We start from the raw sequence: 13,094 nt of genomic DNA, 5'->3' as shown, positions 1-13,094 counted from the left end.
AGGGCTCCCCTCTCTTTAGTGGCTCAGCTCAACGGCTCAGTAGAACTGCTTCCCGGTGCGGCGGGTATACAGCTGCCGGGCGACGCGTTCGCCGGCCGCCATCCACGCCTTGTACTTCAGCGGGCTGATGACCTGGTCATAGCAGCCCACGAAGTCCGTGACGGTCTTACTGAAGCTCGTCTTGAAAAGCCCCAGTCCGTGGAAGGGGTTCGACGTGTCCTTGAGCTTGTCGCTGGGCGGGGTTCCGCAGAAGTCGTATTCCGTGCAGCCCAGCTCCTTGAGCTGGTTGATCGCGGTCCACTGCACCAGGTGCGAATCGCCGTACTGGTTGCGCTTCTGCAGGGATCCGCCGTCCTTGTACGTGCCCTTGCGGCCGTAGTTGATCACGAAGGCGCCAACCGAGGGAACGCCGTTTTCGTAAACGAACATGAGCCTGCCCTGGCCGCGCTTGATGAAGTTCGTCCAGAACTGGCGGTAGTAATCGTATTCGCGGACGCGGACCTGCGACTTCGCCTGGACCGTGTCCGTCATCAGGGCGTACATGGCCTTGAAGTTTTCCTCGCTGGGCTCCACGTTGTGCACCTCGACGCCCTCGCGGATGGCGCGGCGGACGGCATTCCGTCCCCGCGAGTGGAGGTTGCGGAGCAGCTGGTTCTCCTCGGGGGAGATATCCAGCAGGGCCGTTGAGTCGTTGGGCTGCAGGTTGTGCGTCTTGACCAGCCCGGCACCCTCGATGACCCTGCGGGCATCGTCGCTGAGGACGATGTCCGGCTCAATCTTTATGGCGAACACGCCCAGCCGTGCGCGCTTTACGAACTCTGCGTTTGCCGCGGCAATGCCGGGGATGTCCTCGACGCCGGCCACGTCCGGCCCCTTGATGAGGTACCAGAGCTTACCGAGCAGCGGGAAGCTCTTTTCCAGCACCAGGTTGTAGCTCGTGTAGTCGGCCGTTTCGTAGACGAGGTGCAGGGTCTTCCAGCCGAAGTGCTGCTTGACCTCGGCGAAGGCTTCCGACTGCAGCAGGTTTCCGCCGTTCGGATTCGCGGTGACGTGGGAGTCCCAGTTTGCGACCTCTTCGGAGGTGGCAAAGCGGGCAGTGAATTCTCGCAAGTGTGCCGTGTCCAATCTTCGCTTACGTTTCGTGCAGGTGCCGGAGAAGCAGCCTCAAGTCTATCTGTCCGGCCCCGTGACTGCCTTGACTCTGGCTGCGGCCTTGGCAACTGTAGTGGAATGAGAAGCAGGGACCCCATGCCGGTCGCGGGATCCGGAAACGACGCCATCACCAGCGGTGACGGGGCCGAGCCGCGGCGCACCGCCGTCGAACTTGCTGCGCTCCTGGGTTTCCTGGCGCCGTCCGCCTTGGTAGCTTGGCTGGGCTCCCAGGCAACGATCAGCAACGTCACGGGCTGGTATGCCGCGGCGGACAAGGCGCCGTGGTCCCCGCCCAACTGGGTGTTCGGGCCGGTCTGGACGGTGCTGTACACGGCCATGGCAGTGGCGGCCTGGCTCGTGTGGCGGAGCCGCAGCCCGAAGCGCAGGGCGGCGCTCACCGTCTACGGCGTGCAGCTTGCCCTGAACCTGGCGTGGACGCCCGTGTTCTTCGGGCTGTATCCGGCGTGGGGTTCAGCCGCGCTCTGGCTGGCGCTGGGCATCATCATTGCGCTGGCGCTGGCTGTCGCCGCCACCGTGCTCCTGTTCGGACCGATCCGCCGCACCGCCGGCCTGCTCATGCTGCCGTACCTGTCATGGATCGTCTTCGCGTCGAGCCTGAACCTCTGGGCGGCCGCCAACAACTAGCTCCGGGCCGGGTTCAGCATTCGACGACGTTGACCGCCAGTCCGCCCATCGCGGTTTCCTTGTACTTCGAGCTCATGTCCTTGCCGGTCTCGCGCATGGTCACGATGACCTCGTCCAGCGAGACCCGGTGCGAGCCGTCGCCCCACAGCGCCATCTTGGCCGCATTGATCGCCTTCGCGGCGGCGATCGCGTTCCGTTCGATGCAGGGCACCTGCACCAGCCCGCCGATCGGGTCGCAGGTCAGACCCAGGTTGTGTTCCATCGCGATCTCGGCCGCGTTCTCCACCTGCGCGGGCGTGCCTCCCATGACCTCGGCCAGGCCAGCGGCAGCCATCGACGACGCCGAACCCACCTCACCCTGGCAGCCCACCTCCGCGCCCGAGATCGACGCCTGTTCCTTGTACAGCACCCCGACGGCACCGGCGGCGAGCAGGAACTTCACCACGACGTCGTCGCGGTCTTCCTGGCTGGCCTTGTCCATACCCGGAGCGAAGTGCAGCGCGTAGTACAGGACGGCGGGGATGATGCCGGCGGCGCCGTTCGTCGGGGCGGTCACCACCCGGCCGCCCGAAGCGTTCTCCTCGTTAACCGCCAGCGCGATCAGGTTCACCCACTCCTGCCAGTACTTGGGGTCCCGGTAGTCCCCTCCGTGGTCACGGCCTTCCTTCAGCAGGCGTTCATGCCAGTCGGGGGCACGACGGCGGACCTTCAGTCCGCCGGGCAGCAGCCCCTCGCGCTTCAGGCTGACCTCCACGCAGCCTTCCATCACCGAGTAGATGTGGAGCAGGCCCGCCCGGATGTCCTCCTCGGACCGGGATGCGCGCTCGTTGACCAGCATGATGTCCGCGATGGACAGGCCCTGTGCGCGGCAGTGCTCCAGCAGCTCCGCCGCTGTTCGGAACGGCAGCGGCAGCTCCTTCTTGGACTCGTCCAGTTCCTGCTGCGCCGCATCCTCCTCACCCTCGCGGACAATAAAGCCGCCACCAACGGAAAAGAACGTGGCGCTGTGCAGGATGTCGCCCTGGGCGTCCGAAACCGTAAAGGTCATGCCGTTGGTGTGCCGCGGCAGGATCGTCAGCGGCCGGAGCACCATGTCCTTGACCCCGTACGGCAGCGGCACGGACCCGGCCAGCTGCAGAGTGCCAGATTCGGCAATGGCTGCCAGCCGATCCTCGACCTCATCGGGAAGGATCAGCTCGGGGTGGAAGCCCTCCAGGCCCAGCAGGATGGCCGTCATGGTGCCGTGCCCGTGCCCGGTTGCCGCGAGCGAGCCGTACAGGTCCACCCGCAGCGACGCCACGGTCTCCAGCTTCCCGGAGGATTTGAGCTCCCCGGCAAAAACGGCAGCGGCACGCATCGGCCCTACAGTGTGCGAACTCGAGGGCCCGATCCCAATGGAAAAGAGATCAAAGACTCCAACGGCCATAATCAATCCTAACTAGACATGTGGTCGGGGTGGTGGCTCCCGGGCGGGTTCCTCCGCGTGCTTGGGCCCACGCTGTCCGGGTTCCCTCGCCGAGCTTGCGAGGCTAGGGGGACGGTGGGGAGCACGCTTCCGGAATCCACCCGCCCACCATCGCCCGTCGCCACACCGGCAGTGGCTGACGGATGGACCGCAAGAGATGGCCGGGGATGTGGCCCATTCGGGTGGGGACTCCGGCAGCATGCGTCTAAGGGAGCGACACGTCCGCTCAGCGGGCGTCTTCGCGACCGAGCATGCAGAGGAGTCCGCACCCGACGGGCCTCAACAAGCCGCTGGGTCAGCTGAGCGGTGTTACGGACGGGTAGAGCGGGTGGGCGGCGGCCAGGGCCTCTACCCGGGTGCGCAGTCCGGACAGGTCGGCTCCGGCGTCGGCGGTCAGGGCCTCGGCGATGATGTCCGCAACCTCGCTGAAGGCTGCTTCGCCGAAGCCTCGGGTGGCCAGCGCCGGGGTGCCGATGCGCAGCCCGGAAGTGACCATCGGCGGACGCGGATCGAACGGCACGGCGTTGCGGTTCACGGTGATGTCGATCGCAGCGAGGCGGTCTTCGGCCTGCTGGCCGTCGAGCTCGCAGTCGCGCAGGTCCACCAGGACCAGGTGCACGTCCGTGCCGCCGGAGACCACGGAGATGCCCTCGGCCGTGACGTCGGGCTGGACCAGGCGCTCGGCCAGGATCCGGGCACCGGCGAGCACGCGCTCCTGGCGTTCCTTGAACTCCTCGGACGCGGCGATTTTGAAGGCCACGGCCTTGCCCGCGATCACGTGCTCCAGCGGGCCGCCCTGCTGGCCGGGGAACACTGCCGAGTTGATCTTCTTGGCGACGTCGGCGTCGTTGGTCAGGATGATGCCGCCGCGCGGACCGGCGAGGGTCTTGTGCGTCGTGGACGTGGTGACGTGCGCGTGCGGGACCGGGGACGGGTGCAGGCCCGCGGCCACGAGGCCGGCGAAGTGCGCCATGTCCACCATCAGGTAGGCGCCCACGGAATCGGCGATCCGGCGGAACTCGGCGAAGTCGAGCTGGCGGGCGTAGGCGGACCAGCCGGCCACGATCAGCTGCGGCTTGTGCTCCTGGGCCAGGCGCTCCACCTCGGCCATGTCGATCCGGTGGTCCTCTTCGCGGACCTGGTACGGAATCACGTTGTAGAGGCGGCCGGAGAAGTTGATCCGCATGCCGTGGGTCAGGTGCCCGCCGTGGGCCAGGTTCAGGCCCATGATGGTGTCGCCCGGCTTGATCAGGGCGTGCATCACCGAGGCGTTGGCCTGGGCACCGGAGTGCGGCTGGACGTTCGCGTACTCGGCACCGAACAGGGCCTTGACCCGGTCGATCGCCAACTGCTCGATCACGTCCACGTGCTCGCAGCCGCCGTAGTAGCGCTTGCCCGGGTAGCCCTCGGCGTACTTGTTGGTCAGCACCGAACCCTGCGCCTGCATCACTGCCGCGGCGGTGTGGTTCTCCGACGCAATCATCTCCAGGCCCTCGCGCTGGCGGCCGAGCTCGTCGTCGATCTTCGCCGCGATCTCCGGATCCAGGTCCGCGAGGTCCGCGTTCAGGCTCGGGGACACTACCTGCTCGAAAGCGACTGTTTCTGTGCCTGCGGCACCTGCGCCGCTCACAGCTCGCCGCCGTTCTTGGAAGCGTACTCTTCGGCCGACAGCAGCGGGCCCTCGGAATCGGCGGCCACCTTGAACAGCCAGCCTGCACCGTACGGATCGCTGTTGATCAGCGCCGGGTCCTCGACGACGACCGGGTTGATCTCCGTGACCTCGCCCGTCACCGGGGAGTACAGGTCCGATACGGACTTGGTGGACTCCACCTCGCCGCAGGTCTCCCCCGCGGTCACGGCCGAGCCGACCTCGGGCAGGTCCACGTAAACAATGTCGCCGAGGGCGTCAGTGGCCACGGCGGAAATGCCAATGGACACAACGTTCCCGTCCTCGCGGGAAACCCACTCGTGCTCGTCGGAGTACTGCAGTTCAGCGGCAACTTTTGCCATTGTGTTCCTTAATCTCGTTACTTCTGTGGTCGGGTTGGGAGGCAGGTGACTGAATTCCTCCGCGTGCTGCTCGTTCCTCGCTTTGACGCACGCTTCCGGAATCCACTCACCTGCCGTTCCCGGCCGTCAGTTCCGGGAAGGAACCAACGGCAGTGAAAGATAAAGCGGGGGTCCTGGCTACTTCTGGGCCTCGAGGGTTCGGCAAGCTCGACCCCCAATGATCGAGCTTGCGAGGGCGAGGCCCCGGCCTGGTTTCGACAGGCTCAACCAGCAGTCAGCGGTCCTCCCCCAGCACCTTTGGCTTCGAAGGCCTTGATCCTGGTAGCGGTTCTGTCTCGATTGCCACCCAAGGCGAGTTGCTCTCGAGGGGCTGGCTGGCCGCGGTTTTCGAAAGCGTGCGTCAAAGCGACGAAGGAGCAGCACGCGTGAAAACTGGGGCTTGCCAGCCCCGGAGTCGGGGACGACGGGCCGACGGCGACGGCAAGGTTGGGCAGGACAGGACCGCCGGGCTACTTGGAGCGCTTGTAGAAAGGCAGTGCGACGACTTCGAACGGCTCCGCCTTGCCGCGCAGGTCGATGTCCAGTGCAGTGCCGGGTTCGGCGTAGGCGACGTCGACATAGGCCATCGCGACCGGGTGGCCGAGGGTGGGGCTTGGCTGGCCCGAGGTGACTTCGCCGACGACGCTGCCGTCCTTGAGGACCGGGTAGTGCCCCCGGCCGGCACGGCGGCCCAGGCCCTTGAGGCCCACGAGCTTGCGGCCCGTGGTGGAGCCGGCTCCGGCTTCCTTCTTGGCAGCCAGAGCGGCCTTGCCCACGAAGTCACCTTCCTTGGACAGCGCGACGACGGGGCCCAGGCCGGCGGCGAACGGGTCACCGTCCAGCGAGAGCTCGTTGCCGTACAGCGGCATGCCGGCCTCGAGGCGGAGCGAATCGCGGGAGGCGAGCCCGGACGGCGTCAGCTCCCCCTCGTCCGCGATGGCGACGATGGACTGCCAGAGGGCGGCGGCGTCGTCGTTCTCCACGAAAATCTCGAAGCCGTCCTCACCGGTGTACCCGGTGCGGGCCAGCAGCAGGTCCTGGCTGGCCCCGCCCACCAGGAAGGAAACCTCGACGGCGGCGTAGTACTTCAGCCCGGTCACCAGCTCGTGCTGGGCTGCCGGGACCAGGCGCAGGAGAATCTCCTCTGCCTTGGGGCCCTGCACGGCGACCAGCGACGTCTCGGCGGAGGCGTCCACGACGGCGACATCGAAGTTCGCTGCCCGCTGCTCCAGGGCCTCGGCCACCACCTTGGCGTTGCCGGCGTTCGGGACCACCAGGAACCTGTCGGTGCTGTTTCCTGCACCCTCGGTCGCGGAGGGGCGGCGGTACACGATGAGGTCGTCGATGATGCCGCCGTCCTCGTTGCAGATCAGGGAGTACTTGGCCTTGCCGACGGCCATCGCGGAAATCTTGCCAGCCAGGGCGTAGTCCAGGAACGCGCCGGCGTCCGGGCCGGTGACCCAGACTTCCCCCATGTGGGAGAGGTCGAAGATGCCGGCCGAGTTGCGGACGGCGTGGTGCTCGGCCAGTTCGGAGCCGTACTTGAGCGGCATCTGCCAGCCGCCGAAGTCGGTGAACGAGGCGCCCAGCTTCTTGTGCTCCTCGTAAAGGGCAGTGTAGTTCTCAGTCATTGAGTGAAATCCTTTGCGCGTGGGCTGCTGATTGAGCCTGCCGAAATCCGGGGTTTCGACAGGCTCAACCACCGGACGAATCTAGTTCTCGAACGCTTCGATCGGAGGGCAGGAGCAGACCAGGTTCCGGTCGCCTGCCGCGCCGTCGATGCGGCCTACCGGCGGGAAGTACTTGTCCTGCTTGAGCGTGTGCACGGGGAAGACAGCCTGCTCGCGCGGGTAGGCGCGGTCCCAGTCGGAACTGATGGCAGCGGCCGCGGTGTGGGGTGCGTTGCGCAGCGGTGAGTCCTGGACGGTGAAGTCGCCGTTGGCCACCTGGTCGATCTCTGCGCGGATGGCGATCATTGCCGTGATGAACCGGTCGATCTCGCCCAGGTCCTCGGACTCGGTGGGTTCCACCATCAGGGTGCCGGCCACCGGGAACGCCAGCGTGGGCGCGTGGAAGCCGTAATCGATCAGGCGCTTGGCCACGTCCTCAGCGGTGACGCCGGTCTTGGCGGTGAGTTCGCGCAGGTCAAGGATGCACTCGTGCGCCACCAGGCCGCCTTCGCCCGTGTAGAGGACCGGGAAGAACTCGTTCAGCCGGGAAGCGACGTAGTTCGCGGCGAGCAGCGCGGACTTGGTGGCCTCGGTCAGGCCGCTGCCGCCCATGAGTTTCACATACGCCCAGGAAATGGGCAGCACGCCGGCGGAACCGAAGCGCGAAGCCGAGATCGGAACGTCGTTGCCTTCGGTCCAGGTGGCCGCATCGCCGGGCATGAAGGGAGCGAGGTGCGCCTTGGCCGCAACGGGACCGACGCCGGGACCGCCGCCGCCATGCGGGATGCAGAAGGTCTTGTGCAGGTTCAGGTGCGAGACGTCGCCGCCGAACTTCCCCGGCTGCGCGAGCCCGACGAGCGCGTTGAGGTTGGCACCGTCGATGTAGACCTGGCCGCCTGCCGCGTGGATGGCGTCGCAGACCTCGCGGACGTCGGCGTCGTAGACCCCGTGCGTGGACGGGTAGGTGATCATGATGCAGGACAGGGCGTCCTTGTGTGCCTCGATCTTGGCGTACAGATCGGCGTGGTCGATGGTGCCGTCGGCGGCGGTGGCCACCACCACGACCTTCATGCCGGCCAGCACCGCGGAGGCCGCGTTGGTGCCGTGGGCCGAGGCCGGGATCAGGCAGATGTTGCGCTGGTCATCACCGCGGGACAGGTGGTAGCCGCGGATGGCCAGCAGCCCGGCGAGCTCGCCCTGCGAGCCGGCGTTCGGCTGGATGGACACCTGGTCATAGCCGGTGATCTCGGCGAGGTCGGCTTCCAGACCATCGATCAGTTCGCGCCAGCCCTCGGTCTGGGAATCCGGTGCGAACGGGTGGATCGAGGCGAACTCCGGCCAGGAAATGGCTTCCATCTCGGCCGTGGCATTCAGCTTCATGGTGCAGGAGCCCAGCGGGATCATGGTGCGGTCCAGCGCCAGGTCGCGGTCGGAGAGCTTGCGGATGTAGCGCAGCAGCTGGGTCTCGGAGCGGTGCGTGTTGAACACCGGGTGCTGCAGGTACGCGGAGGAACGCTCGACCGCGGCATCCAGGGCGAAACTGCCCGTGGACCCCACTGACGTGGCACCAAAGACAGCAAGAACGTCAGCAACGATGGCCGGCGTCGTGGTTTCATCGGTGGAGATGCCGACGCTGTCGGCGTCGATGCTGCGGAGGTTGATGCCCTTCTCTTCGGCGGCGGCGATGATGCCGGCGGCCTTGCCCGGGACGGAAACCGTCACGGTGTCGAAGAAGCTGGGGTGCAGGACGTCCAGCCCGGCGGCCTTAAGCGAGGCGGCCAGGGTCTTGGCATGGCCGTGTGCGGTTTCGGCGATCGCCTTCAGGCCTTCCGGTCCGTGGTAGACGGCGTAGAAGGAGGACACGATGGCCAGCAGCGCCTGCGCAGTGCAGATGTTGGAGGTGGCCTTCTCGCGGCGGATGTGCTGCTCGCGGGTCTGCAGCGCGAGGCGGTAGGCAGGAGTGCCGGCGTTGTCCTTGGAGACGCCCACGAGGCGGCCGGGAAGGGAGCGTTCAAGGCCCTTCTGCACGGCCATGTACGCGGCGTGCGGTCCGCCGTAGAACAGCGGGACGCCCAGGCGCTGGGCGGAGCCGACGGCGATGTCCGCACCCTGCTCGCCAGGAGGTGTGATGAGCGTCAGAGCCAGCAGGTCGGCGGCCACCGTGACCAGGGCGCCGCGTTCCTTGGCGGCGGCGATGACCCCGGTGTGGTCGAAGACGCGGCCGGAGACGCCGGGCTGCTGGAGGACGACGCCGTTGATGTCGCCGTCGGGAAGTCCCTTGGACAGGTCGGCGACCTCGACCTCGAAGCCAAGCGCCTCGGCGCGGCCCTTGACGATCGCGATGGTCTGCGGCAGGGAGTCGGCATCCAGGACGGTCTTGCCGTCCTTGGCGTCCTTGTTTTTGTTGGCCCGGCGCATCAGCAGTACGGCCTCGGCCACCGCCGTTGCTTCATCCAGCAGCGACGCGTTGGCGATCGGCAGGCCTACCAGGTCCTGGACCATGGTCTGGAAGTTCAGCAGGGCCTCGAGGCGGCCCTGGGAAATCTCCGGCTGGTACGGCGTGTACGCGGTGTACCAGGCGGGCGCTTCGAGGATGTTGCGGCGGATCACCGGCGGCGTGACGGTGTCGTAGTAGCCCTGGCCGATCATCTGGACGGCGGTCTTGTTCTTGGCCGCGAGCTTCCGGAGTTCGGCGAGGGTTTCGACTTCGCTCAGCGCGGCGGAGAGCTCGAGCGGGGAGTCCTGCCGGATGTCTTTCGGCACTGCCGTGTCAACCAGTGCATCGACTGTCTCGTAGCCGACGGCCTTGAGCATGGCTTCGACGTCGGCCTGCCGGCGGGCACCGATATGCCGGTCGACGAAGGAGGCGGAGGCTGAATCTACGGTCAAAAGGAACTCCATAACTAAGGGCGCAGGGTACGCCACAGTGATTCGGGTTCCTCCCCGCTCTGTATTGGACCTGAGAGTTTCCGCGACGCTTGTCTATGGCGTCGCTTGCACCGTCGGTGAGCACAGCATGCCCTGAACCGTCCGCGCGGTGGCGGAACATTCAATGCGGGCAGCCTGCTGCTTTCCAGAGTTGCCTTGCCGCGGCGGTACATGGGCCTGAGAGATTCCTGGGGAGGTTTTGCTCCTACGGCGCCTGCTTGTACCTACTTGCAGGACTCTCCCGCCGCAGATCAAAGGCATATTCAGTTGAGCGGTGACAGCTGTCACAGAGGCCATTCTCCTACGCCGGGATCGCGTCTGCAAACTGTGGCGGCGTGGGCTGGCCCACCCCCGGCGCGCAACTACCCGCGCAGCCGGCTTACCCCCGCAGCCGGTCGAGGGCCGCAAGAAGGCTTTCGACGTCGGCCGCGGTCTCCGACGGCGTCGCGGCCGGGCCGATGGACAGCATGGCGTTGAAGTACAGCCCGTCCCCCATATAGAGGACGGCCTTCGCGAGGCCAGGTCCGACGTCGCGGGCAATCTCGTCGAGCCACCGCTGCTGGATATGGGCGAACCGGCGCCGGGTCTCCTCGTGCGCCACCTCGGCGAGCCTGGTGGCGGCCACGATCGCACGGTCGAGCGGGGTGTCCGCCCAGACGGACGATTTGATGAAGTAGGCGGCAGCACCCTCTGGAGCCGCCGCCATGGCCTGGGCATCCGCCTCCGCGAACTCGTCCAGCCTGTCCAGCAGGACACTGATCAGCGCTTCCTTGTTCGGAAAGTGATACAGCAGCCCGCCCTTGGACACGCCAGCGCGGGCGGCCACGGCGTCAAGTGTGGCGGCACGCTCCCCCACCTCGATCAGCAGGGATTCAAACGCATCGAGCACTGCGCCGCGGGCGACCGGTTTTCTGGGCATGGCTTCCATCATGCCCCTTCGCAGCGGGAGATCTGTAACTATACCGTCCAGACGGTATAGTTAACTTATGACCATGAACCCAGCCCTTCCCCGGGAGCGCACACCTGCCGCCCAGGCGTCCGGCGGTGGCGGCGCGCGCGACTGGCTTGCCCTTGCCCTGCTGATGTTCCCTGTCCTCCTGGTGGCCGTGGACAACACCGCGCTGACGTTCGCCCTTCCCGCGGTCGCCCGCACCCTGGACCCCTCGGGCGTGCAGCTGTTGTGGATAGTGGACGCCTACGCCCTTGTCCTGGCCGGACTTCTCGTCGCCATGGGTAGCCTTGGCGACAGGATCGGGCGCCGCCGGCTGCTGCTGGTCGGCATTTCGGGATTTGCGGCGGTCTCAGCGGCATCAGCCTTCGCCCCGAGCGCCGAATGGCTCATTGCAGGCCGCGCGGCCATGGGATTCTTCGGTGCCATGCTCATGCCCTCCACGCTGTCCCTGATCCGCAACATCTTCCGGGAGCCCGGCAGGCGGAGGCTGGCGGTGGCCATCTGGGCTGCCGGGTTCTCCGGCGGCGCCGCGCTGGGGCCGATCTTCGGCGGCTGGCTGGTGGAGCACTTCTGGTGGGGCGCCGTCCTGCTCGTGGCCGTACCGATCATGCTGCCGCCGCTGGTCTTCGGCCGCTTCCTCATACCTGAGTCCAAGGACCCCAGCCCGGGACGGGTGGACGGGCCAAGCATTGCACTGTCCATGCTGACCATGGTGCCGGTGGTCTATGGCATCAAGGAACTGGCCACCCACGGCCCCGGCGTGCAGTCCCTCGGAGTTCTGGCGTTTGGCCTGGGCATGGGTTTCGTGTTCGTCCGCCGGCAGCGGGCCCTCGCATCCCCGCTGCTGGACTTATCGCTGTTCAGGAACCGGGTGTTCAGCACTGCAATCACGGCCAACGTCCTGGCGCTGTTCTCCTACAACGGGTTCATCCTGTTTTTGGCCCAGCACCTGCAGCTGCTTGAAGGCATGTCGCCCTCGCAATCCGGCGCGGCGATGCTGCCTGCCCTTACGGCCATGGTGGTGGCGGGACTGCTGGTGGTTCCGCTGGTCCGGAAGGTCCGCCCCGGCTTCGTGGTGGCCGCGGGACTGGCGCTGAGCGCCACCGGTTACGCCCTCGTGGCGTTCGGGAATCACGACGCCGGTCCCACAGCACTGCTGGCCGCCCTCCTTATTCTGGCGCTGGGTGTGGGATCTGCCGAGACCATCTCGAACGACCTGATTCTCGGAGCGGTGCCCGCGGACAAGTCCGGAGCGGCCGCAGCGATCTCGGAGACCGGATACGAAGTGGGCTCACTCCTGGGCACAGCCATCCTGGGATCGATCCTGACCGCGTCATACCAGCAGCACCTCTCCCTGCCCGACGCTGTTGCCCAAACCATCCCGGCGGCCTCCGCAGACCAGGCCAGGGAAACCCTGGCCGGCGCCATGGAGCTGGTCGGGTCGCTGCCGGCCCCGGTGGCCGAGGGCCTCACGACGGCCGCCCGGGCAGCGTTTGATTCGGGTGTCCACATCACAGCGGCGATTGCGCTGGTACTGATGGCGGGAGCCTCGGTGCTCGCCGCCGTCGTACTTCGCCGCGTTCCGCGCGCGAAGTAGCCGGGACGCAGTAACCGGCGCCGCACCCACGGCAGCCGACACAGCAACGGGCAGCCCCGGAGAAATTCCTCCGGGGCTGCCCGTACTCCAGCCGGCGGCGCGCGGCGCGCCGGCTACTTGGTGTCAGGGTGCGTGACGCTGGCCGACGCCTTCATATTCTCGGCGCCTACCATCCACGCATACTGCTCGAGCTTTTCGATGAAGGTGTGCAGCAGGTCCGCGGTGGTGGGGTCTTCCTCATCCACCTCGTCATGGACCTTGCGCATGGTACCCACGGCCGCTTCGAGTGCGGCGACTATGCGGTCGATCGCATCCTTGGTGCTGATGAGCCCGTCGGGGAACTGCGGAAGGTGGGTCGCCTTCGCCACAGTGGCGCTGCGACCGTCCGGCAGGGCATGCAGGGCGCGCATGCGCTCCGCCATGTCGTCGGCAAAGGCCCGGGCGGCGTCGACGATCTCGTCCAGCTGAAGATGCAGATCCCTGAAGTTGGTTCCAACGATGTTCCAGTGCGCCTGCTTGCCCTGGATGTGCAGTTCGATCAGGTCCGCCAGGACGGCCTGCATGTTGTTGGTCAGTGTCGGTGAAGCCTTCATGAATCCTCCTCGAATGGTCCAGTGGTTCCGACGCTACCGCAGG

Annotated in this window: 10 protein-coding genes and 1 riboswitch; of the genes, 2 read left to right on the top strand and 8 right to left on the bottom strand. The window is 66.8% G+C overall.

Translation table 11 applies throughout. The features are described 5' to 3' along the window. Positions 1-36 precede the first annotated feature (36 nt). A complete protein-coding gene (locus LFT45_RS05000) occupies positions 37-1,110 on the bottom strand; it encodes a lipid II:glycine glycyltransferase FemX (RefSeq protein WP_236807144.1) in 1,074 nt (357 codons plus the stop codon). 120 nt (positions 1,111-1,230) lie between these two features. Here LFT45_RS05000 and LFT45_RS04995 point away from each other — a divergent pair, with 120 nt between their 5' ends. Next, a complete protein-coding gene (locus LFT45_RS04995; RefSeq protein ID WP_236807141.1) occupies positions 1,231-1,797 on the top strand; it encodes a TspO/MBR family protein in 567 nt (188 codons plus the stop codon). Between the two features lie 13 nt (positions 1,798-1,810). Here LFT45_RS04995 and LFT45_RS04990 read toward each other — a convergent pair whose 3' ends face one another. The 6 genes from LFT45_RS04990 to LFT45_RS04965 form a co-directional block, all read right to left on the bottom strand. Further along, entirely contained in the window at positions 1,811-3,223 is a 1,413-nt protein-coding gene (locus LFT45_RS04990; protein ID WP_236807140.1) for an L-serine ammonia-lyase, read from the bottom strand. A 334-nt stretch (positions 3,224-3,557) separates the two neighbouring features. Then, a complete protein-coding gene (gene glyA / locus LFT45_RS04985) occupies positions 3,558-4,892 on the bottom strand; it encodes a serine hydroxymethyltransferase (protein ID WP_272912752.1) in 1,335 nt (444 codons plus the stop codon). Next, positions 4,889-5,272: a glycine cleavage system protein GcvH gene (gene gcvH, locus LFT45_RS04980; RefSeq protein ID WP_102973162.1), complete on the bottom strand. Its 384-nt coding sequence runs from the start codon at positions 5,270-5,272 to the stop codon at positions 4,889-4,891. Before gcvH ends, glyA begins: the two co-directional genes overlap by 4 nt. Before the next feature lie 509 nt (positions 5,273-5,781). Continuing rightward, positions 5,782-6,942, bottom strand: coding sequence for a glycine cleavage system aminomethyltransferase GcvT (gene gcvT / locus LFT45_RS04975; protein WP_236807139.1), 1,161 nt, complete (start codon positions 6,940-6,942; stop codon positions 5,782-5,784). Between the two features lie 81 nt (positions 6,943-7,023). Further along, positions 7,024-9,882: an aminomethyl-transferring glycine dehydrogenase gene (gene gcvP, locus LFT45_RS04970; protein WP_442863597.1), complete on the bottom strand. Its 2,859-nt coding sequence runs from the start codon at positions 9,880-9,882 to the stop codon at positions 7,024-7,026. Positions 9,883-10,064: 182 nt separating this feature from the next. Further along, positions 10,065-10,163, bottom strand: a riboswitch (glycine riboswitch). 125 nt (positions 10,164-10,288) lie between these two features. Further along, positions 10,289-10,828 (bottom strand): TetR/AcrR family transcriptional regulator, encoded by a 540-nt coding sequence (locus LFT45_RS04965; RefSeq protein WP_236807137.1) that lies wholly within the window; start codon positions 10,826-10,828, stop codon positions 10,289-10,291. Positions 10,829-10,901: 73 nt separating this feature from the next. Between LFT45_RS04965 and LFT45_RS04960 the strand changes: the two genes are divergently transcribed. Further along, the gene (locus LFT45_RS04960) at positions 10,902-12,458 is read left to right on the top strand and encodes an MFS transporter (RefSeq protein ID WP_442863615.1); all 1,557 of its coding nucleotides are present in this window, start codon (positions 10,902-10,904) and stop codon (positions 12,456-12,458) included. 113 nt (positions 12,459-12,571) lie between these two features. Here the strand turns inward: LFT45_RS04960 and LFT45_RS04955 are convergent, their stop codons facing one another. Further along, complete coding sequence (locus LFT45_RS04955; protein WP_111904265.1) at positions 12,572-13,051, bottom strand: Dps family protein; 480 nt, start codon at positions 13,049-13,051, stop codon at positions 12,572-12,574. Positions 13,052-13,094 lie beyond the last annotated feature (43 nt).

Origin of the sequence: Arthrobacter sp. FW305-BF8, from assembly GCF_021789315.1 — a bacterium.
Classification (GTDB): domain Bacteria; phylum Actinomycetota; class Actinomycetes; order Actinomycetales; family Micrococcaceae; genus Arthrobacter.
The sequence above is the reverse complement of the archived record's forward strand: the minus strand, read 5'-3'. Positions and strand labels throughout refer to the sequence as shown.